20 protein-coding genes are annotated in these 19,577 nt (G+C 71.9%); 3 read left to right on the forward strand and 17 right to left on the reverse strand.

Annotated features, from left to right (window positions below; all coding sequences use genetic code 11):
- Positions 1-143 precede the first annotated feature (143 nt).
- The 4 genes from BA062_RS12320 to BA062_RS12335 all read right to left on the reverse strand — a co-directional run bounded on the left by BA062_RS12320 (position 144) and on the right by BA062_RS12335 (position 4,192).
- Positions 144-1,652: an FAD-dependent oxidoreductase gene (locus BA062_RS12320; RefSeq protein ID WP_110336176.1), complete on the reverse strand. Its 1,509-nt coding sequence runs from the start codon at positions 1,650-1,652 to the stop codon at positions 144-146.
- A 3-nt stretch (positions 1,653-1,655) separates the two neighbouring features.
- Positions 1,656-2,573: an AurF N-oxygenase family protein gene (locus tag BA062_RS12325; protein ID WP_110336177.1), complete on the reverse strand. Its 918-nt coding sequence runs from the start codon at positions 2,571-2,573 to the stop codon at positions 1,656-1,658.
- 81 nt (positions 2,574-2,654) lie between these two features.
- The gene (locus tag BA062_RS12330; RefSeq protein WP_110336178.1) at positions 2,655-3,512 is read right to left on the reverse strand and encodes an SMP-30/gluconolactonase/LRE family protein; all 858 of its coding nucleotides are present in this window, start codon (positions 3,510-3,512) and stop codon (positions 2,655-2,657) included.
- Between the two features lie 71 nt (positions 3,513-3,583).
- The gene (locus BA062_RS12335; protein ID WP_110336179.1) at positions 3,584-4,192 is read right to left on the reverse strand and encodes a TetR/AcrR family transcriptional regulator; all 609 of its coding nucleotides are present in this window, start codon (positions 4,190-4,192) and stop codon (positions 3,584-3,586) included.
- A 96-nt stretch (positions 4,193-4,288) separates the two neighbouring features.
- Here BA062_RS12335 and BA062_RS12340 point away from each other — a divergent pair, with 96 nt between their 5' ends.
- Positions 4,289-5,803, forward strand: coding sequence for an MFS transporter (locus BA062_RS12340; RefSeq protein WP_110336180.1), 1,515 nt, complete (start codon positions 4,289-4,291; stop codon positions 5,801-5,803).
- Between the two features lie 8 nt (positions 5,804-5,811).
- Here BA062_RS12340 and BA062_RS12345 read toward each other — a convergent pair whose 3' ends face one another.
- A complete protein-coding gene (locus BA062_RS12345; RefSeq protein ID WP_425452897.1) occupies positions 5,812-6,597 on the reverse strand; it encodes an HD domain-containing protein in 786 nt (261 codons plus the stop codon).
- Positions 6,598-6,775: 178 nt separating this feature from the next.
- Here BA062_RS12345 and BA062_RS12350 point away from each other — a divergent pair, with 178 nt between their 5' ends.
- Entirely contained in the window at positions 6,776-7,657 is an 882-nt protein-coding gene (locus tag BA062_RS12350; protein ID WP_110336182.1) for a LysR family transcriptional regulator, read from the forward strand.
- A 1-nt stretch (position 7,658) separates the two neighbouring features.
- On the opposite strand, the gene BA062_RS12355 is transcribed toward BA062_RS12350, so the two are convergent.
- Positions 7,659-8,519 carry a helix-turn-helix domain-containing GNAT family N-acetyltransferase gene (locus BA062_RS12355; protein ID WP_110336183.1) on the reverse strand — a complete coding sequence of 287 codons (861 nt, stop codon included), beginning with the start codon at positions 8,517-8,519 and terminating at the stop codon, positions 7,659-7,661.
- Positions 8,520-8,622: 103 nt separating this feature from the next.
- Between BA062_RS12355 and BA062_RS12360 the strand changes: the two genes are divergently transcribed.
- Positions 8,623-9,948, forward strand: a complete 1,326-nt coding sequence (locus tag BA062_RS12360; protein WP_110336184.1) for an NAD(P)-binding domain-containing protein — start codon at positions 8,623-8,625, stop codon at positions 9,946-9,948.
- A gap of 192 nt (positions 9,949-10,140) precedes the next feature.
- Here BA062_RS12360 and BA062_RS12365 read toward each other — a convergent pair whose 3' ends face one another.
- The 11 genes from BA062_RS12365 to BA062_RS12415 form a co-directional block, all read right to left on the reverse strand.
- A complete protein-coding gene (locus BA062_RS12365) occupies positions 10,141-10,935 on the reverse strand; it encodes an IclR family transcriptional regulator (protein WP_110336185.1) in 795 nt (264 codons plus the stop codon).
- 40 nt (positions 10,936-10,975) lie between these two features.
- Entirely contained in the window at positions 10,976-11,965 is a 990-nt protein-coding gene (locus BA062_RS12370; protein ID WP_245959792.1) for an ABC transporter substrate-binding protein, read from the reverse strand.
- A gap of 15 nt (positions 11,966-11,980) precedes the next feature.
- A complete protein-coding gene (locus BA062_RS12375) occupies positions 11,981-12,682 on the reverse strand; it encodes a class II aldolase/adducin family protein (RefSeq protein WP_110336186.1) in 702 nt (233 codons plus the stop codon).
- Positions 12,683-12,712: 30 nt separating this feature from the next.
- Entirely contained in the window at positions 12,713-14,065 is a 1,353-nt protein-coding gene (locus BA062_RS12380; protein WP_110336187.1) for an SLC13 family permease, read from the reverse strand.
- Between the two features lie 98 nt (positions 14,066-14,163).
- Positions 14,164-14,913: a 3,4-dihydroxyphthalate decarboxylase gene (phtC, locus tag BA062_RS12385; protein WP_110336188.1), complete on the reverse strand. Its 750-nt coding sequence runs from the start codon at positions 14,911-14,913 to the stop codon at positions 14,164-14,166.
- Positions 14,910-16,148 (reverse strand): NAD(P)/FAD-dependent oxidoreductase, encoded by a 1,239-nt coding sequence (locus tag BA062_RS12390; protein ID WP_110336189.1) that lies wholly within the window; start codon positions 16,146-16,148, stop codon positions 14,910-14,912. Before BA062_RS12390 ends, phtC begins: the two co-directional genes overlap by 4 nt.
- A complete protein-coding gene (locus tag BA062_RS12395; RefSeq protein WP_110336190.1) occupies positions 16,145-16,342 on the reverse strand; it encodes a ferredoxin in 198 nt (65 codons plus the stop codon). The genes BA062_RS12390 and BA062_RS12395 overlap by 4 nt, the downstream gene beginning before the upstream one ends.
- A 38-nt stretch (positions 16,343-16,380) precedes the next feature.
- Positions 16,381-17,166 carry a 3-(cis-5,6-dihydroxycyclohexa-1,3-dien-1-yl)propanoate dehydrogenase gene (gene hcaB, locus BA062_RS12400; protein WP_110336191.1) on the reverse strand — a complete coding sequence of 262 codons (786 nt, stop codon included), beginning with the start codon at positions 17,164-17,166 and terminating at the stop codon, positions 16,381-16,383.
- On the reverse strand, positions 17,163-17,477 hold the full coding sequence (locus BA062_RS12405; RefSeq protein ID WP_110336192.1) for a hypothetical protein: 315 nt from the start codon (positions 17,475-17,477) through the stop codon (positions 17,163-17,165). Before BA062_RS12405 ends, hcaB begins: the two co-directional genes overlap by 4 nt.
- Positions 17,474-18,094, reverse strand: a complete 621-nt coding sequence (locus BA062_RS12410) for a 3-phenylpropionate/cinnamic acid dioxygenase subunit beta (protein ID WP_110336193.1) — start codon at positions 18,092-18,094, stop codon at positions 17,474-17,476. Before BA062_RS12410 ends, BA062_RS12405 begins: the two co-directional genes overlap by 4 nt.
- Positions 18,091-19,491, reverse strand: coding sequence for a Rieske 2Fe-2S domain-containing protein (locus BA062_RS12415; RefSeq protein WP_110336194.1), 1,401 nt, complete (start codon positions 19,489-19,491; stop codon positions 18,091-18,093). Before BA062_RS12415 ends, BA062_RS12410 begins: the two co-directional genes overlap by 4 nt.
- Between the last annotated feature and the right edge of the window lie 86 nt (positions 19,492-19,577).

The raw sequence follows: 19,577 nt of genomic DNA on the forward strand, positions 1-19,577 counted from the left end.
CCCAGTAGCGGCGAAAACCGTGCTGTCACACGGCCGGGTGATGCTAACCCAGTGCCCGAGGGCGCTGATCATCGCCTGGACCATCCCGTGTGGACACCACGGAATGTGCGTCAGGACGGAAAATCACCGCCGCCGCACGACGTTCAGCCGCGACGAAGGAGCCGGGCGAGCGGCGACGCCCGCCTGCGGGCCGGGCGCAACCTGCCGGCCACCACATCGTCGAGCAGCGTCCCCACGGTCTCGTTCGCGCACGCCTTGTTGGCGCCGATGCCCCCGGAGGGACCGCGCTTGATCCAGCCGACGACATAGGTTCCCGGCCGCCCCTCCACGCGCCCGCCGGAATGCGGGATCGTGCCGCTGCCGGTGTCGAAGGGCAGTCCGGGCACCGGCGTTCCCCGGTAGCCGACCGCCCGCACGACGTGTCCCGTCGCGATCTCCACGTCGTCGCCCGGTCCGGTGACGCGAAGCCCGCGCACCTGGGCGTCGCCGACGATCTCCATCGGGGCGGAGTGGAACCGGAACACGATGCGCCGCCGTCCGTCCGGCGGCGCGGCGGACCAGTCGACGGCCTCCCGCGTGGCCGCCCGCAGCAGGCCGGCCTTGCCGGAGGGCTCCGCCGCGTCGATCGCCTCCGCCGTGCGCGCGTCGTGGTCGTCGACGACGAGGTCGAGATCGTCCCGCTCGGTCAGCGCGAGCAGCTCCGGCCGGGTGAAAGCGGCCGCGTCGGGCCCCCTGCGCCCGAGCAGCACGACTTCACGGACCTTGCTCGACCGCAGCCGGTCCAGCGCCTCCGATGCGATCGAGGTGCCCGCCAGCTCGTCCGGGTCCGTGGTCAGTATCCGGGCCACGTCGAGCGCCACATTGCCGTTGCCGATCACCACGACGCGCTCGGCCGCGAGGTCGAGCACGTCCGGCGGCGCGTCGGGATGCCCGTTGTACCAGGCGACCACCGAGGTCGCCGCGACGCTGCCGGGGAGGTCCTCGCCGGGAAGGCCGAGGCTGCGCGCCGACGAGGCGCCCACGGCGTAGATCACCGCGTCGTGCCGCGAGGCCAGCTCGTCGGCGGTGACGTCCCTGCCCACCTCGACCCCGAGGCGCAGCCGCAGCCGCGGGTGCGGGTGGAACCGCGCGAAGGTCTCGCCGATCTTCTTCGTCGACGGATGGTCGGGCGCGACGCCGTACCGGATCAGGCCACCGGCGACGGGCAGGCGGTCGATCAGCGTCACGTGCGCGTTGGTGTGCAGCAGCAGGTCCTCGACGGCGTACATCCCCGCGGGCCCGGTGCCCACCACCGCGATGTCGAGCGGCGCCAGGTCGCTCGGGATGGTGCGGGTGAACACCCGCGGGTTCCACGCGTGGAAGTTCGGCGCCGGATCGGCGGCCTCGGCGACCGGGTGGCGGTCCGCATAGTAGCCGGCGTTGATCCCGGCGTACGCCGTGAACGGGCCGGTCAGCGCGTCCACCGGGAAGATCGCGTCGACCGGGCACGCGTCGGCACAGGCACCGCAGTCGATGCAGGCGCGCGGGTCGACGTACAGCATCTCGGTGTTGCCGAAGTCCGGCTCGTCCGGCGTCGGGTGGATGCAGTTGACGGGGCAGACCGCCACACACGAGGCGTCGTTGCAGCACGTCTGGGTGATCGCGAAGGCCATGATTCAGATGAGGTTGGCGCGCTGGTACCAGCGCATCGACGCCTTGGTGAGCAGCCCGGCGGAATCGAGGAACTCCATCAGCCCGGAGCAGCTCGACCGCAGCATCGACTTGTGGTGCTCGTTGGCCTTCGCCTCGCGCAGCGCCCGCTTCGTGTCGAGCCCCGCGTTGGCGTAGACCCTGGGATTCACCATGCTGCTGACGATGAAGTACGCGGCGATGGAGACCACGAGCGCGTTGTACTGCCTGCGCAGCCTGCCGACGCCCTTCAGCCGCTCGCGGGTCTCCTCGCGCGCGAACTTCATGTGCCGCGACTCCTCCACCACGTGGATGTTGTTGATGGTGCGCACGAACGGCACCACGCGCTCGTCACGCATCCAGTCGCGCTGCATGACGTCGAGGACCTCCTCCGCGACGAGGATCGCGGCGTAGGCGGCCTCTCCCGTGGCGGTGGTCTTGAAGAAGCGGCCGAGCTCCACGGCCAGGCGGCGCGGCCGGTAGGCGGGCGCGCGCAGCTTCGCGGCGCCGCGCGCGAACATGATCGAGTGGCGGCACTCGTCGGCGATCTCGGTGAGCGCCCACTGGAACGCGGGGTCGGTCGGGTCCTTCGCATAGAAGTCCCTGAGCACCATCTGCTGCAGGATCATCTCGAACCAGATGCCGGTGCTCGCCACCGACGCGGCCTCCTGGCGGGTGAGCTCACGCTGCTGCTCGGGCGTCATCTCCGCCCAGTAGGACGTGCCGTACAGCGTGCTCCACTCCGGGCTCGCGCCGTGGTAGCTCGTGTCGAGCGGGGTCTCCCAGTCGACCTCCGTCACGGGGTCGTAGGACAACGTCTCCGACGAGTCCAGCAACCGCCGGGCGACCGCCTGGCGGCCGGCGTCGGGCGTGTCGGCGTGCTGGGTGGTGTCGACGCTGGTCATCGTTGCTCCCTGGCGACGTTTTCCTGTTACCGCGATTTACAGTTACCAACGGTAACACGAACTTGGCCGGGGACGCGAGCGTCAGGGGTGCCCCGCGTGCGGCGCCGGCGCGCGGGCGGTGAGCACGCGGCCGGTCGCGGGGCCGGTGAGCAGCCGTTCGAGGTTCTCCTCGAACCCGTCGGTCATGCGCCAGTCCGCCGTGAGCACGAACAGCGTGCGACCGTCCTCGCCGCCGAGCGCGCACGCGAACCCGGCGTGTTCGAGCGGGACAGTCTCCAGCACCGCACCCCCTTCGGCGACCCGCACGCAGGCGGGTCCGCTCGCGCCCCAGCCCGGGGTCCAGATCGCCCCCTCGGCATCGAGCACCATGCCGTCACCGGGCACCGGGGCCCACACCCGCCGGTTCGCCAGTCCGCCGTCCTCGCCGATGTCGAACGCGGTCAGCGTGCCGGCGAAGGACTCCGCGATGACCAGCGTCCCGCCGTCCGGGGTGACCACCATCCCGTTGGGGAACGCGATCCCGTCGGCCACCTCGCGCACCTCCCCCTCCGGCGTGACCAGCGCGATGAACCCGGGCGCCTCGCCCTCCGCGGGGTGGAAGTCCGCGCCGCCGTTGACGTAGCCGCGGCCCCGGCCGTCCACGACGATCTCGTTGAGCCCGCCGGGAAGCCCGCTCAGATCGGCGTGGTCCACGAGCGAACCGTCCGGCTCCTGGCGCAGCAACCGCTGCTCGGGCCCGGCGACCACCAGCAGGCGCCCGTCGGGCAGCCAGTCGATCGAGAACGGCAGCGTGGTCGGCACCGTGGCCATCACCTCGGCCGCGCCGTCCAGGCCGACGGCCAGCACCTCGCCGGTGCCCCAGTTGGACAGCCACAGCCTGCCCTCGTGCCAGCGTGCCGACTCGCCGATCCGCAGGCCGCTCAGCAGTACCTCGGTCATCGTGTCCGCTCCTTCGGTATCGGGGAACCCCGTTCACCTCCGATACGAACGGGCACCGGCCGGATCGACACTCAGCCGTGATTCACAAGGAAATCGTCCACAAGGCGGGCGCAGAACGCCGGGTCGTTGGGCCGCCTGGTGATGAGCGTGTTGAACAACAGCGGGCCGACGAGCTGGGCGGCCGCGGCGTCGATCTCGTCGTCGTCCGGCCGGCCCCCGGCTCCGAGGCATGCGGTGAGCACCGTGTCGAACGGGCTGCGGTAGTTGGTCACGATGTGCTCGCGCAGCGCGGCGAGCCGCGTGCGCTCGGCGGCGTCGGCCGGCGTGTCGGCGGAAAGCCCGATCGTCGTCATCCACACCACGGCCGCGAGCGTCGGCGCCTGCTCGATCTGCCGGGCCTGCGCTCGCACGAGCCGCAGCAGGCGCTCGCGCGGGGATCCGTTCGCCGATGGCGGCCGCAGCGGGGGCAGCAGCTGCTGGAACGCCGCCGCGAGCAGCTCGGTGTTGTTCGGGAAGTGGCGGTACAGCGTGGACCGGGCGACGCCGCTGCGGGCCGTGACGGCGTCGATCGTCACCTGTCGCACCCCGCCCTCGGACAGCAGCGCCACGGCCGCGGCCAGGATCGCCGCGCGGGACCGGTCGAGCCGGGGGTCCCGGTGCTCGGTGTGGTGGGTGGTCACGGACGCATTCTCCTGGTAGTCACCGACGACGCTCTACAGAACCGCTGGTCCTGCTACGATACCGGCAGTTTCGTTTCTCGCCCGAAACGAGGTGCGATGACGGTAGGTACCGCCGGGGTTCCCGCACTGTCCGCCGGGCGCCGGGCATGGACGGTCGGCCTGATGTGCTCGGCCGTGGGCCTGGTCATCGCGATGGTCACGATCGTCAACACCGCGCTGCCCGCCCTCGCCGCCGACACCGGCGTGAGCCAGGCGCAGCAGACCTGGATCGTCGACGTCTACACGCTGGTGCTGGCGGCGCTCGTGCTCCCGGCGGGGGCGCTCGGCGACCGCTACGGCCGCCGGGGCGTGCTGATCATCGGCCTGGTCGTGTTCGCACTGGGTTGCGCCGCACCGCTGGTCGGCGACTCACCCGCGTGGCTGATCGCGGCCAGGGCCGTCACCGGGCTGGGCGCGGCGATGATCATGCCCGCGACGCTCTCGATCATCAACGCGAGCTTCCGGGCGGACCGCCGCGGGCGGGCCATCGGCATCTGGGCCGCCGTCGCGGGCATCGGCGGCCTCGGCGGGCTGATCGTCGCGGGCCTGCTGCTCCAGCACTTCTCGTGGCAGTCCGTATTCCTCGGGCCCGCGGTGCTGGCCGTGCTGATGGCGGTCGCGTCAGCCACGGTGCCGACGTCACGCGAGGAGGTCACGCACACCTTCGACACGGTCGGCGCCGTGCTCAGCGCCCTCGCGGTGGGGTCGCTGGTCTTCGGCATCCTGCGCGCGGCGGACCTCGGCTGGGCGCACGCCGAGGTGCACGTCGCCCTGGCGGCCGGGCTCCTGCTGGGGGTGCTGTTCGCGTGGTTCGAGACACGGCACCCAGCTCCGCTGCTGGACGTCAGGCTCTTCACCAACCGCGCCTTCGCCACCGGCTCGGTGTCGGTGACCGTGCAGTTCACGGCCGCGTTCGGCGCCCTGTTCGCGCTGGCGCAGTACCTGCAGCTCGTACAGGGCTACTCGCCGCTGGACTCGGGACTGGTGCTGTGGCCGATCGCGGTGTCGCTGTTCCCGCTGTCGCTCGCGTCGGCCCACCTGGCCCGCCGGTTCGGGCTGCTCGCCGTGACCTGCGTCGGGCTCTCGATCGTGGTCGCCGGGATGGTGCTGCTCGGCAGGCTCGGGCCGGACAGCGGCTACCCGGCACTGGCGGTGGCGGTGTGCGTGTTGGGCGGTGGTCTCGGGCTCACCGCACCGGCCGCCACGAGCGCGATCCTGGACAACGTGCCGCCCGGCAAGTACGGCGTGGCCTCGGCGGTGAACGACGCGACACGGGAGGTCGGCGCGGCGCTGGGCATCGCGCTCGCCGGGAGCGTGCTGTCGGCGACCTACACCTCGTCGGTGCGGCCGTCGACGGAGGCGCTGCCCGAGGCCGCGCGGCAGGCGGCGGACGGCTCGCTCGCGGGCGCGCTGGCCGTCGCGGAACGGTCCGGCCCGGAGGGCGGACGGCTCGTCGACGCCGCGCAGGAGGCGTTCTCCCACGGCATGTGGTTGAGCCTGCTCGCGCTGGGCGGGATCGTGGCGGCCGGCATCGTCGCCGTCGCGTGCCTCCGCGTGCCGCGCTCCGGGTGATCGAGGAGTTACGCCGGTACCGCGTAGCGGCTCAGCAGCTGCTCGGTCCTGCGCACCGCCGCCGCGCGCTCGGCGCCGTTGACGGCGAGCGCCCGCACCACCGGGTCCTCCGGGCCCCTGCGTCCACGCAACTCGGCCATCCGCTCGGCGAACGACACCCGCGCACCGTCCGGGCCCGTGGTCATGTCCGCGTACCACAGCGCGTCGCGCACCGGCCCCTGCTCGTCGTCGAACTCCGCGAGCCGCGGGCCCAGGCCCACGAGCTCAGCCACCGCGGCGGCTCCCGCGTGGTGCGCCACCAGTGCGCACACCCGCCGGGGCACTCCGTGCTCGGCCAGGAACCGGGCGCCGTCGAGCTGGTGGAACCCCAGCACGTTCAGCGCGCTCGCGTAGCCGATGTCATGCAGCCACGCCGACGCCACGAGCACGTCGGCCTCGTCGGAGGGCAGCACACGCGCGACCTCCTCGGCGCGTTCGGCAACGCCTTGCGTGTGGGCCCAGCGGCGGGGCAGCTCGACGGCGAGGATGTCCCTGGCAGTCCGCCGCGCCCAGACCGCGAGCCGTTCTCCCGAGGAAGCCCCCGGCGCGACAGCTCTGAACTCCGCGCGCACGGCTCGTTCGACCAGGATCGGCACGAACGTCAGGACACGGGCCCGCGCGAACCGCGCCCGCGCCCGTTCCACCCAGTCGTGCACCACCTGAGCGGGCACCCGGTCCTGTTCCCGCACCAGCCGCGCTTCCAGGTCCCGGATCTGCTGCTCGACCTGCGACTGCCGCAGGCGGCTCCCCCTCAACGCCTCCACCATGGCACCCGACCCGCTCCCTCCCCCCGGCGGCCACACGCGAAGCCCGAGTCTCGCGGCCCGCCCGGCCCGCCGCAAGGGCTGGAAGTCCCGAGAGAAAGACCTCACAGCCGCCACCCCGACGTCCGGCGTTCACCGGCTGCTCGCCCACCGGGGATACCGTGCGCGCGTGGAGTTGCGGCATCTGATCTCCTTCCTCGCTCTCGCCGAGGAACTGCACTTCGGCCGAGCCGCGGCCCGGCTGCACCTGGCGCAGCCCTCGCTGTCCCAGCACCTGCGCAGGCTTGAACGTTCCGTCGGCGCAGAGCTGGTGGCCCGCAACTCCCACGAGGTCCGCCTCACCCCCGCGGGCCACGCCTTCCTCGACCTCGCGCGGGACATCATCGCCAAGGTCGAGCAGGCGGGACAGGCAGCACGCGCCGCCGCCGCGGGCAGGGCGGGAACCCTGCGGGTCGGCTACAACTTCCCCGCCGGCCAGCGCGTCCTGCCCGCCGCGCTCGCCGAGCTGGACCGCCGCCATCCCGCGATCGACGTGGAGATGCGCGAGCTGCGCACCGGCCCGCAACTCGCCGCGCTCACGGAGGGCAGGCTCGACCTCGCCATGGTCTACGGCAAACCGAGCTCCACCTCGCTGCACAGCCGGAGGCTCCTGCGCGTGCCGCTGGTGGCGGTCGTCGGCCACCAGCACCGCTGGGCCGGCCGGGACCGGGTGCCGTTCAGCGAGCTGGCCGGGGAACCGTGTGTGCTGTTCCGCCGCGCGCAGTCGGCCGCGATGTACGACACGATCGTCACCGCCGCCCGGGCGAGCGGCATCCGGCTCACGATCGCCGAGGAGGTCGACGATCCGGGCGCCACCGCGATCCTCGCCGCGGTCAGGCCCGTCGTCGGGTTCGCCTCGGCGGCGCGGGGCGGACTCGGCGGGACGCGGACGACAGCGGTGGCCCTCTACGACCCGGTCCCCGTACTGGACGTCCACGCCGTGTGGTCCGACGAGGCCAACCCGCTTGTCGCCGCGTTCCTCGACTGCCTGCCGGCCACGTCCTCGGTCTGACTCAGGCGCAGTCCTCGCACCGGGCGACCGCTCCCGCGCGCCGCTCGAGCAGCACGGTGTCGTGCCAGGTGTCGCCGACCTTGGCGATGCGCTCGCGGATGCCCACCGTGCGATAGCCCGCGGAGTGGTGCAGCCCGATGCCGGTGCGGTTGTCCGCGAGGATCGACGCCTGCAGCGTCCACAGCCCCGCGTTGTCGGCTTCGATCACCTGCTGCCGCAGCAGTGCCTTGCCCACGCCGCGGCCCCGCTGTCCGGCCCCGACGTAGACGGAGCTCTCGGCGACCCCCGTGTAGCAGTCGCGCGCCGAAACGGGGCTCAGCGCCGCCCAGCCCGCGACCCGTCCGTCGAGCTCGGCGACCCAGCGGTGCCCGGGCAGCCAGCGCGCGTCGAGGGAGGCGCGGCTCGGCACGTTCGTCTCGAACGTCGCGACCCCCGTGGCGATGCCCTCGCCGTAGATGCGCCGGACGTCGGCCCAGTCCCCTGGCTCGAGCGCGCGCACGCGCACGTCGGCGGGCGGGTCCGCGGGACAGCACGGCGGCGCGGTGACGGTGCCCATCACGACGTCGGCGGCGTGTGGCAGTCCGGTGCAGCAGGCCTCGTTCACGACGACCTTGGTGGCGGTGCCTTCCTTGTGCAGCCGCACGAAACCGAGGTCGGCGAGCTTGCGCACGTGGTGGGAGCAGGTGGACTGGCTGATGCCGAGTCGCCCGGTCAGCGCGCCGACCGTGCTGCCGCCGGGCGTCGTGGCGACGGCGTGCAGGAGCCTCACTCGCGTCGGGTCGGCGAGGCAGGAGAACCAGTCCGCGTAGGTCGCGGCCTCCTGGTCGGCGAGCAGCCGCGGCACGGGCGCCGTGATCGTCATACCGCTGATTATCGGCGAGGCACGACTCTTGCGTCAATCGAGCTCCATCGATAGATTCCCTCACAACTTCATCGAGAGTCATCGATGGAAAGGGGATCCGGATATGAGTGGCACATTGCCGGTCGTGGTGGTCGGCGCCGGCCCGGTCGGGCTCGCCGCGGCAGCCGAGTTGCGGGAACGCGGCCTCGAACCGCTGGTGCTGGAACGGGGCCTCTCGGCGGGCGAGGCGGTCGCGGAGTGGCAGCACGTGCGGCTGTTCTCGCCGTGGCCGGAACTCCTCGCCCCCGCCGCCCTGAGACTGCTCGAGCCCACGGGCTGGCAGCGGCCGGACGGCACCTATCCGACCGGACGGGAGTGGGCCGAGCGGTACCTGCGCCCGCTGGCCGCGGCGCTCGGCGGGCGGGTGCGCTTCGGCACCGAGGTGACCGGCGTGGCACGGCGTGGCCGCGACCGCCTGGTCGACGCCGGGCGGGAGACCGAGCCGCTCACGGTCCACGTCCGCCGGTCCGACGGTCGCGAGCAGCGGATCACCGCGCGAGCCCTCGTCGACGCCTCGGGTACGTGGGGAAGCCCGAACCCGCTCGGCGGCGACGGATTGCCGGCGCTCGGCGAACGCGCCGCGGCAGGCCGGATCGCCTACCGCGTACCGGATCTCACCGACACGGCCCTGCGGGACCGCTACGCGGGCAGGCACGTCGTCGTGGCCGGAAGCGGGCATTCGGCGCTCACCGCGCTGGTCGCGTTCGCCGGGCTCGCCGGGGAGCACCCGGCCACACGGGTCAGCTGGGCGCTGCGGCGCGGCACGGTGGGCGACGCCTTCGGCGGCGGTGCGGCCGACCAGCTGCCCGCCCGCGGCGCGCTGGGCATGCGCGCCCGCGAGGCCGTGGCCGGCGGCGCGATCCGCGTGGTCACCGGCTTCCGCACCGCAGCCGTGGAGTCCGGTTCGGACGGCACACTCACGCTGGTCTCGGAGGCGGGTCACCGGATCGAGGCCGTCGACGAGGTGGTCGCGCTCACCGGCTTCCGCCCCGATCTGTCGTGGCTGTCGGAGCTGCGGCTCGACCTCGACGCGACGCTGCAGGCCCCGGTCGCGCTGGCTCCGCTGATCGACCCGAACGTGCATTCGTGCGGCACGGTGTACCCGCACGGTGTCAGGGAACTGGCGCAGCCCGAGCCCGGCGTGTACCTGGCCGGGATGAAGAGCTACGGCCGGGCGCCGACGTTCCTCGCGCTGACCGGGTACGAGCAGGTGCGCAGCATCGCCGCCGCGCTCGCGGGCGACCGGGAGGCCGCCGAACGCGTCGAGCTGGTGCTGCCGGAGACCGGGGTCTGCGGCGGCGCGGGCGTGTTCGACGAGCCGGCCGAGGAGGGCGGCTGCTGTGGCGCGCCCACGGGCGCGGAGCCGATCTCGCTGTCGGCCCGGTCCTGACGACCCGCGAGTCGTGCACTCAGGACCGCGAGTCGTGCACTCAGAACTGCGAGTCGTGCACTCGAGAGCACGACTCGCGGTCGGGAACGCACGACTCGCGGTCGGGAACGCACGACTCGCGAGCGCGGCGGCCGTCGAGCGCGGCGCTGCGGATCGTCGGCGTCCCGCTCGATGACTCCACTGTGGATGCTGCTAGTGCAGTAGTGCCGCCGCCCGGTCGACCGTGGACCGCATGAGCTCGGCGATACGCTTGATGTCGGCCCGCTTGACGCGGCTCACCGGCATCGCCGTGTTGAACGACAGCCGCAGCGCCGAATGCTCGGCGGGGAACGCCACGGACACCGACGACACGCCCTCCTCGCTCTCCTCGGAGCTCGTCGCGTAGCCGCGGCGCCGGATCCCGGCGATCTCACGCTCCAGCGCGGCCCTGCTGCGGATCGAGTGCTCGGTCAGGCCGGGCAACTCCTCCTCCGGGTAGAGCTGGTGCAGGCGCTCGGTGGACAGCGACGCCAGCATCGCCTTGCCCGTCGACGTGCAGTTGGCGGGCATCGACCTTCCCAGCCTCGAGGCGACACGCACCGCGCGGGGACTCTCGATGGCGTCGATGAACCGCACCGTGGTGCCGTCGAGCGTGGCGACGTGGACGGTCTCCCCGGTCTCGTCGCGGAGCTCCTCCAGGAACGGCCGGAGCGTCTGCCGCACGTCGAACTGCTGCAGGATCGAGAACGCGACCCCGGTCAGCGCGGTACCCGGCACGTACGCCTTGGAGCGGCGGTCCTGCCGGATGAAGCCACGGTAGTGCAGCATCGCGAGCAGCCGGTGGGCCGTCGACGAGGCGACGCCGAGGTACTCGGCGACCTCCGTGAGCCGTAGCTCACTGCGCTCCCCCAGCAGCAGCAATATCCTCAGCGCGTTGTCGACGGACTCGATGGGGTACTGGGGCCGCGGGCCCAGCACCACCGAGTCGGCCGCAGAAGAGTTCTTCACAGCAGAAAGCCTAGCCGACCCGGCGCCACATCCCCCACTGTCACACGATGACCTCCTCCAGTGTCTCCGGCGCGAACAGCTCCTCTGGTTCGTACCGGCGCTCGGCCAGCCCCTGCGCGTGGGAGTAGCGCAGGAACGTGTCCAGCGTGGCGCGGTTCGGCTCGAACCCGTACGGCCACCACTCCTCGCCCAGCGCCGCCCGGGTGCGCTCCACCTCTGCCCACAGCCACGGCAGCCCGTACCGCAGCGCCGCCGTCTCGCCGAGCCCGGACAGCGCTGCCGCCTTGGCCCGCTCACACGCCTTCACCAGCTCACGGGCCAGCCACCGGTGTCGTTCGTAGACGTCGCGCCGCAGCACGAGCGTGTGCATGATCGGGAAGATGCCCGTGCGGTCGTGGTAGCCGCGCTCGGCGGCCTCCGGATCCGGGAACAGCCGCCTGAGCCCGCCACCGTCGGGGGTGTTGAACGGTCCGGGGTTGCGGGCGCTGTAGACGGCGTCGAGCGCGCCGTCGAGCAGCAGCCGCGACAGCGTCTCCTTCTTGCCGATCGGCCGCACGTCGATCGCGGGCGGCAGGCTCAGCTCCAGCTTCTCCTCGCGACCGGGCGTATCAAGGCCGCCCGTGCGGTAGCGCACGGACTCCACCGGCAGCCCGTAGTGTTCCGCCAGGATGCCGCGCACCCACACCGCCGCGGTGATCTGGTACTCGGGAACGCCTACCGTGCCGCCCGCAAGGTCCGCCGGGTCGGTGATCGGCGAGTCTCTCCGGACGTACACGGCGCTGTGCCGGAACGCCCGCGAGGGGAAGACGGGCACCGCGACGAACGGTGCTCCCTTGGCCAGGGTCAGCACGTAGGTCGAGAGCGACATCTCGGCGATGTCGAACTCCGCGAACCTCAGCATCCGGAAGAACGTCTCCTCCACCGGCAGGTCGAGGAAGTTCAGCTGCGCACCAGCGACGCGGACCTCTCCGGTGCGCAGCGGCTCTATCCGGTCGTACGCCTGGCAGGCCATCGTGAACAGAGGCGGCACGGCGACGGGCTCCCTTCAGCGCGGTTCGAGGGCGGGCAGCTGCCGCACCAGGTACTCCCACACGGCCGAGACGGCCTTGTCGTGGTAGATGTGCTCTCGTTTGGCCCGCGACTCCTCCGGAGGGGACCAGGTCGGCCAGCCGCCCGCCGCGTGGGTCAGCAACTGTTGCTCGCACGCGCGTTCCAGCAGGATCGCCGCCACGGTCGCCTCCTCGACATCCCTGCCGACGGCCACGATGCCGTGGTTGACGAGGAATGCCGCGCTCGCGCTGCCGAGCACGCCGGCCAATGAGCGACCCAGCTCGGCGGTGAGCACGAGGTCGGCGGTGTCGGTGAAGCGGGGCACCTGCGGCGGAACGAAGTAGTTCGCCGCGTGGCTCACGGGCCGGAGCGAGTCGCCCGCCGCAGCCAGTGCGACGGCATGCGGCGGGTGCGTGTGCACCACCGCGCCGACGTCCGGCCGGGCGGCCATGATCTCGGTGTGGATGGGGTACTCGCTGTGCCGGGTACCGTCGCCGCTGCGAACCATGCCGTCGCCATCGACGAGGTGCACGCGCTCGGGGGTCACCTCGTCGAGGCCCCACTCCGCCGACTTCAGCCACACGCCCCTGCCCTCGGGGTCACGCGCCGACACGTGGCCCCAGATCAGGTCTCCGTGGCCGGAGGCCGCCAGCATCCGCGACGAGGTCGCCACGATCTCACGGACGTCACCGCTCATGTTTCTCGCTTTCCGTTCGGGAGGGGACTGTCAAGGTGCGGTCGGCAGGACGAAGATGAGCCACGTGAGCACGGGCGCGGTGAGGGCCATCGCGATGCCCCACGTGAGCATCGTGCGAAAGAGCGGCCTGCGCTCCGGCTCGGGCGCGTTGGCCAGTGTCAGTGCGCCGACGGACGAGAACGGCGTCGAGTCCACCACCGTGGCCGAGATCGCGAGCGCGATGATCATCGCGGTGGCGCCGACCTCGCCCTGCACCAGGAACGGCACCGCGAGCGGGATCAGCACGCCGAGCAGACCCGCGCTGGAACCGAACGCCGAGGTGAAGGCACCGACGAGGCAGAGCAGGAAGGCTGTCAGCAGCGGCGCGCCCAGGCTCGCGATGCCGTTGCCGACCGCGTCCACCGTGCCATAACGCTCCATCGCGCCGACGAGCGTCGTGACACCGCAGATCAACAGCACGACCGACCACACGATGCGCTTGTCGGCCTTGTCGAACCGCTTCGGGAACACGGCGTGCAGCGCCACGGCCGCGATGAGCGCGAGGAAGCCGATCTCGATGTCGAACACGAGCGCGCCGACGCCGACCCCGAGCATGACGGCGAGCGTGATCGTCTGGTCGGCACGCAGCGGTGTGGATCCACCGCGAGTCTCCGTGCGGTCGTGGTCCACTGTGGTCACGGCCGCACTGCCCGGCACCGGATCGGAAGCGCCCGTGGCCGTGGCACTCACGCTCGCGCCGACGGTCGCGGCGGCCGTCGCGACGCGCAGTCGCCGTTCCCGCAACAGGGTGCGGCCACCGAAGCAGAGGTAGATCACCACGGCGAGGCCGATGTTGTAGGCCGCGTTGCCGAAGAACAGCGCCGAGGAGGAGATCGAGACACCGCTCGCACCGGCGGCCTTCTGCACGATGATCGCGAGGCCGTTGAGGGGCGAGAAGTTGCCGAGGCAGGACCCGTGCATCACCATCAGCGCGGACATGCGCCGGTCGATGGCGTAGCGCTCACCCAGCCGCAGGCACAGCGGCGCGAGCATCGCCACACCCGCGGGACCGAGTGCTCCCGCCGTGGTCGGCACGGCGGAGAAGACGAAGATCAGCCAGGGCACGAGTGCGGGACGGTCACCGAACAACCGCACCGCCCTGTCGATGATCCATTCGATCGTGCCGTTCGAGGCGGCGAGACCGAACAGATAGGTCACACCGACAAGAAGGACGAACAAGTCGGGGGGAAAACCCGCCAGTACCTCGTCGGGCGTTTCGTTCGCGACCAGCGTTCCGATGAGGAACGTGGCCACGAGCGCGAGAGCACCGATGCTGACGGGCCTCGCGGTGCCGATGACGAACACCAGCACGAGTGCCACGACTCCGATGACGTGGATGGACACACCAATTCCTCTCCGCGCGCTTCGTTGGGCACGCCCACAGAGTGGGAGCAGGACCGTTCGGGACACTGTCTCTGCGATGCAGAATTACCTTCTTCTATTCACCCGTTCGTGTCAACTGCCGCGCGGGCGAGCTCATGCCGCCACGCCGTCGCGGTGTTGAACGCCGCCCCGAGATCGGGCAGCTCGGCCAGATCGGCCGCGGGCAGGTCGGTGAGCGTCCCGCCCGCACCCACGACGCGCAGGGACAACGTCGCCAGCCGGTCGACACCGACGGACTGGAGCACGGCCTGTTCCACGCTCGCCGCGGCGCTGGTCAGGCCGTGACCTCGCAGCACGACGACGGGCCGCTCCCCCATCGCGGCCACCATCTCACCCGCCAGGCGCCGGTCACGCACCAGCACGCCACGAAGGTAGACGGGCACCCCTCCGGCGGCGAGCCGCGTGCCGGGAATGTCGAAGGCGCCGACGATCGGCCGGATGGCGATGCCCGCGAGATCGGCCGCGACGACGGCGGGCGGATGTGCGTGCACCACAGCGTCCACATCGGACCGTCTGCGCAGGACCTCGGCGTGCAGGGGCAGCTCGTTCGGCGGGGAGTAGCCGCCGTCCAGCTCCCCTGCCGCGCCTGGTTCTCCCGACAGGTCCACGAGCCGGATGTCCGCGTCGGTGGTGAAGGCGAGGCCACGTTCCTCGGGGCCACGGCAGCGGACGAGCATCCTGCCCACGTCGACCCGGAGGCTGACGTGCCCGAGGATCCCGTCGGCGAGGCCACGCGCCGCGAGCACGCGGCAGGCGTCGGCGAGCAGTGTCCGCAGTGGAGCGAGCTCGGCGCTCGGCGGTGCGTTCATGGTCGTGCTCCCGTCGTCGTACGCGGCCTGGCCGCGGTCACGCGATCCCGGACCTCCGCTGCCGGCGCTTCCGTGCCGACGGCTTGCCGGCAAGCGACCAGCGCTCGAGGCCAGTTCACCGTGACCGCACCGGTGAACGTTCCCTCGGCGTCCGCGTAGAGCACCGCGAACGAGCGGTCCGGATCAGGGCCGGGCACGGTCAGGTGGCCGAGTCTTCCTCCGGTGCGGCCCGTGAGCTGGATCGTGTGGTCGTACTGGTCGCTCCACACGTACTCGACCGGCGCGTGCGCCCTCGGCTGCCGAGGCCGGGTGATGTTGTGCGCCACGCACGCCGCCTGCTCGACCGCGTTGGTCCAGTGCTCCGCCCTGACGAGCTCGCCCGCGCGGGGGTGCGGCCACCTGGCGACGTCGCCGACGGCGTGCACGTGCTCCGTCCCCACCGCCCGGCTGTACCGGTCGCACACCACCCCGTCGTCGATCCGCAGTCCCGACGACCGCAGCCAGCCGTCCTGGGGAACGGCCCCGATGCCGACCACCACCGTCGCCGCGGGCAACCGTGCCCCGTCGGCGAGGCGCACGACGAGGCCGTCACGGGCCCGGTCGATGCCCTCGACGCCCACGCCGAACCGGGTCGTCACGCCGTGTCCGGCGTGCAGGCCCGCGAACCAGCGGGCCACCTCGGGGTCGAGTACCCGGCTCAGCGGCACCGGAGCGGGATCGACCATCGTCACGTCGGCGGCGCCCAGCCCTCGCGCGGTGGCGGCAACCTCGGCGCCGATGAACCCCGCGCCGACGACCACGAGCGGTCCGCCCCGGCGCAGGTCCACGGCCAGCCGCTGCGCGTCGCCGAGTGTGCGCACCACGTGCACCCCTCGCGGCTCGCCCCACGGGGACGGTCTGGCGCGCGCGCCCGTAGCGATCACCACGTCGTCGTACCGCAGCCGCTCGCCGTCGGCCAGCGTGACGGTGTTCGTCCCGATGTCCAGTCCGGTGGCGGCCCTGCCGAGCAGCAGCCGGATACCGGCCTCGCGGGCGGCGCGCTCGGTCAGCAGGGTGAGGTCCTCGATGCTCGAGGTCCCGGCCAGCAGGCCCTTCGACAGCGGCGGTTTGTCGTAGGGCAGGGCGGTCTCCTCGCCGACGAGCAACACCTCGCCGTCGTAGCCGGCAGCGCGCAGGCCCTGCGCCGTGCGCACGCCGCCGATCGACGTGCCCACGATCACCGTCACCGGGCTCACGAGTCCGCCACCTCGAGCGCCGAGACCGGGCAGGTACGGGCCGCGTCCACGATCCGGGGCCGCTCGGACTCCGGGACCTCGCCGCGCAGCACCAGTACCACGCCGTCGTCGTCGATGTCGAACACGTCGTCCGCGGCCACCACGCAGTTCGCGTAACCCTGGCACAGCGCCAGGTCGGCCTTCACCACCGCCATGTCGGTTCCTCCTCGTCGTCGCCACCTCGGTGGCACGCTCATGCCTTGACGGCGATCCCGCCGTCGGGGTGGACCACGCCACCTGTGATGCCCCGGGAACGATCCGAGGCCAGGAAGACGTAGCTCCACGCGTGGTCCTTTCCGGACAGTGCGACCCGCAGTGGTACGCGCCCGGCCAGCTCGGCCTCCCGACCCGGGGCGGAGCCGAGGCTGCGGGACTCGAGGCCGAGGCTGCCGAGCCCGCGCAGGTCCGTGCCGACCGTGCCGCCGGGCGCGACACCGTTGACCCTGATCCCGGGCGCCAGCTCGTGCGCGAGCGCGGTCACCAGGCCCCGCACCGCGAACTTCGACGAGACGTAGAGCACCCCGCCCCGCCCCGGGTAGTACGCCGAGGTCGACTCGGTGAGCACCACGCTGCCGCCGCTCTCCCGCAGCGCGGGCAGCGCGGCCTTGACGGCGTGCAGCTGGCTCTTGACGTTGACGGCGAACATCTCCGCGAACGCGTCGTCGATCCGCTCGGCGTCGAGTTCTCCGAGGCCGCGGTAGAAGTCGAACACGCCGACGCAGCTGACCAGCACGTCGAGCCCGCCTAACGACCCCAGCGCCGCCGCCACGGCCTCCTCGTTGGCCGCTCGCGTGGTCGCGTCGCCCACCACGACCGGCAATCCCGGGATCTCCTCGGCCAGTCGCGCGCACTTGGCCGCGTCCCGTTCGAGCACGGCCACCTGAGCTCCCTCGCCGAGGAAGGCGTCGACCACGGCCCGGCCGATGCCCGAGCCCGCGCCGACGACCAGGGCCCTGCGGCCCTCCAGCCAGCCCGTCACGTGTCCTCCTCGTCGTGGCCCAGCAACGGCCCGAACGGCCGGCCGATCATCGCGGAAAAGGTCCTCGGGTTCTGCCAGGTAAGCGCCTCGAGCTCGAACGGGCACAGCGCGACCCACTGGCCCGACTTCGGCGACTCGATCAGCAGCCGCGAGCCGTTGCGCGTCTCCACGCGGCACACCCGGATCTCCGCGAACTCGTTGGCCAGCACGATCTCCGGGCCGTGCTGGTGGTCGAGCAGTGCGCGCCGCTCGGCCGCCGCGCGGGCGGCCGCCCTCGCGTCCTCGTCCTCCCCGTCCCAGCGCACGGTCATAGGAAGATCGCCAGGTTCTGGGTGCGCAGCACCGAGTCGTCGACCAGGATCGTCCGGCGGGCCAGTGCCCAGCCCGCCTCGCCGGGCATGCGGCGCAGCAGGTCCTCGCGCCCGGCCGAGACGATCGCGGCCTCGCGCACGTCGCCGCGGCTGCGGTACAGCAGCACCGCGGAGTCCACGACGACGTGGTCGGGATCGTCGGTGGCGAACGTCCGCACGTTGGTGACGTAGTGCCGCAGCCGCGACGGCGGGTCCTCGGTCCACGCGTGCTCGGTACGAAACCGCGCGACCCGCCGCGACAGCGAGTACTTGTTCTCGTCGAAGTGCGCCATCCCCGGCGCGGAGTCGAAGCCCGCGCCGAGAGCGGTGCTGACCCGCACCGGCATGAGGTAGTGGATGTCGTCGGTGAGCAGGTCCAGCCACTCGTCGTAGCGCTGGGCGTCGAGCAGGTACGCCTCCTCGACCAGCCAGTGGTGGGCTTGCAGGTGCCGTTCGTCGGAGAACGGCAGCGACCGGCCCGTGCGCTGTGTCCTCGGCGCGTGCCCGCCCAGTGCGGACTCGGCCGAGTACGGTCCGCCGTTGCCGCTCTCGCGCTCCCGCGTCCGCACCCTCCTCATGCCCGCACCACCTTCCCGGCGGCGCCGGCCGCCTCCACGCCGTTGACCTGGATCCGCTCGGCCGGGCTCGCGGGCCGCTCCAGGTAGTCGGCCCAGCGCCGCAGCAGGTGGCGCTGGTTGTACTCGCCGTAGCCGACGTAGGCCTCCCCCGGTCCGGAGAACTGCCCGGCCGACAGTGGGGGCACCACCGTGGCGTCGTCCTCGAGCAGGCCCATCCGGCTGTTCAGCGCGAGCCGCCGCGCCATCGACCCCGCGGCCGTGTTCGTGAGCGACACCCAGTTCTCCACGTCGTCCTGCTCGAACATCCCGGTGCTGCCGAAGCACATCAGGTATGCCTTGTACGACAGGGCCTTGAACTCCTCAGGGGCCTCGGCGTCGACCGCGAACCACGACAGGACCTCGGTCTCGTCCGGCCCCACCGGCTGCCACGTCCGGATCGAGATGAACGGCAGCACGTCCTCGGAGTCCTCGACCCTCGGCCAGTTGTGCACGAAGCTCAGGTTCGGAAACGCCGAGGCCGCGGAGACCATGAACCCGTCCCGGCCGACGACGTCGAGCTGTTCCCGTGACCAGGTGCGCTTCATGCGCTCGACCATCACGTCGGGATAGCCGACGTAACGCAGCCGTTCCTCCAGCGTGCCCGGCGGCAGCTTGTAGGTCGTGCCACCACCGTTGCCCGCCCAGTACGTGCAGCCGTCCTTGCGTTTCTCCGCCTTCGGTTCCCGGAACAGCCCGATCTCCACCACGCTCGTGTGCGTCTGCGGCGTGTGGTACATGTCGCCGGCGAAGTTCTCCGCGCCGATCTTCCAGTTCGCCTTGATCCGCCAGCGTTGCGGTCCGCGCAACTCGATTCCGCTCGGGGACTGCTTGGTGTAGTAGTCCAGGTAGAACGCGAAGTCTCCGAGATACTCCCGCAACGGCGGCGCGTCCGGATCCATGCTCACGAAGATCAGGCCGTTATAGGTGTCGAGCGCCGGAGCGGGCAGCAGCGTCTGGCCCTTGCGCCGGAACCCGGCCTCCCCGCCGTAGGCCTCCTTGTGGAACGGCAGCCCCACCAGCCTGCCGTCGTTGCGGTAGGACCAGCCGTGGTACGGGCAGCGGAAGTGCGAGGCGTTGCCCATCTCCGCGCGGCACACCTGCATGCCGCGATGCAGGCACATGTTGAACAGCGCCCGCACCTCGTGGTCCTCGCCCCTCGCCACGATGAACGAGTCCTCCAGCACGCGGCGCACCACGTAGTCGCCCGGCTGCGGGATCTCAGACTCGTGCCCCACGAAAACCCATGCGCGGCTGAACAGCCGTTCCCGTTCGAGCCGGAACACCTCCTCGTCGTTGTAGATGTGTGCAGGAATCATGCCCCGCCGCACGTCCTCGAGGAGATGCGACTGTTCGGTCATCACTGGCTCCCACTCGCCGTAGCTTCTCTGTTCTGCAGAGTTGGAATCTTATAAGCAGAGAGCTTCTCCGGAAGCCGCCCGCCTGT

This window comes from Prauserella flavalba, from assembly GCF_003202235.1.
GTDB classification, from domain to species: domain Bacteria; phylum Actinomycetota; class Actinomycetes; order Mycobacteriales; family Pseudonocardiaceae; genus Prauserella_A; species Prauserella_A flavalba.

Bases quoted from the DNA above. Each gene is read 5' to 3' on its own strand.
- BA062_RS12320 (WP_110336176.1), bottom strand. From the start codon at position 1,652: ATGGCCTTCGCGATCACCCAGACGTGCTGCAACGACGCCTCGTGTGTG.
- BA062_RS12325 (WP_110336177.1), bottom strand. From the start codon at position 2,573: ATGACCAGCGTCGACACCACCCAGCACGCCGACACGCCCGACGCCGGC.
- BA062_RS12330 (WP_110336178.1), bottom strand. From the start codon at position 3,512: ATGACCGAGGTACTGCTGAGCGGCCTGCGGATCGGCGAGTCGGCACGC.
- BA062_RS12340 (WP_110336180.1), top strand. From the start codon at position 4,289: ATGACGGTAGGTACCGCCGGGGTTCCCGCACTGTCCGCCGGGCGCCGG.
- BA062_RS12355 (WP_110336183.1), bottom strand. From the start codon at position 8,519: ATGACGATCACGGCGCCCGTGCCGCGGCTGCTCGCCGACCAGGAGGCC.
- BA062_RS12360 (WP_110336184.1), top strand. From the start codon at position 8,623: ATGAGTGGCACATTGCCGGTCGTGGTGGTCGGCGCCGGCCCGGTCGGG.
- BA062_RS12375 (WP_110336186.1), bottom strand. From the start codon at position 12,682: ATGAGCGGTGACGTCCGTGAGATCGTGGCGACCTCGTCGCGGATGCTG.
- phtC (WP_110336188.1), bottom strand. From the start codon at position 14,913: ATGAACGCACCGCCGAGCGCCGAGCTCGCTCCACTGCGGACACTGCTC.
- BA062_RS12395 (WP_110336190.1), bottom strand. From the start codon at position 16,342: ATGGCGGTGGTGAAGGCCGACCTGGCGCTGTGCCAGGGTTACGCGAAC.
- BA062_RS12405 (WP_110336192.1), bottom strand. From the start codon at position 17,477: ATGACCGTGCGCTGGGACGGGGAGGACGAGGACGCGAGGGCGGCCGCC.
- BA062_RS12410 (WP_110336193.1), bottom strand. From the start codon at position 18,094: ATGAGGAGGGTGCGGACGCGGGAGCGCGAGAGCGGCAACGGCGGACCG.
- BA062_RS12415 (WP_110336194.1), bottom strand. From the start codon at position 19,491: ATGACCGAACAGTCGCATCTCCTCGAGGACGTGCGGCGGGGCATGATT.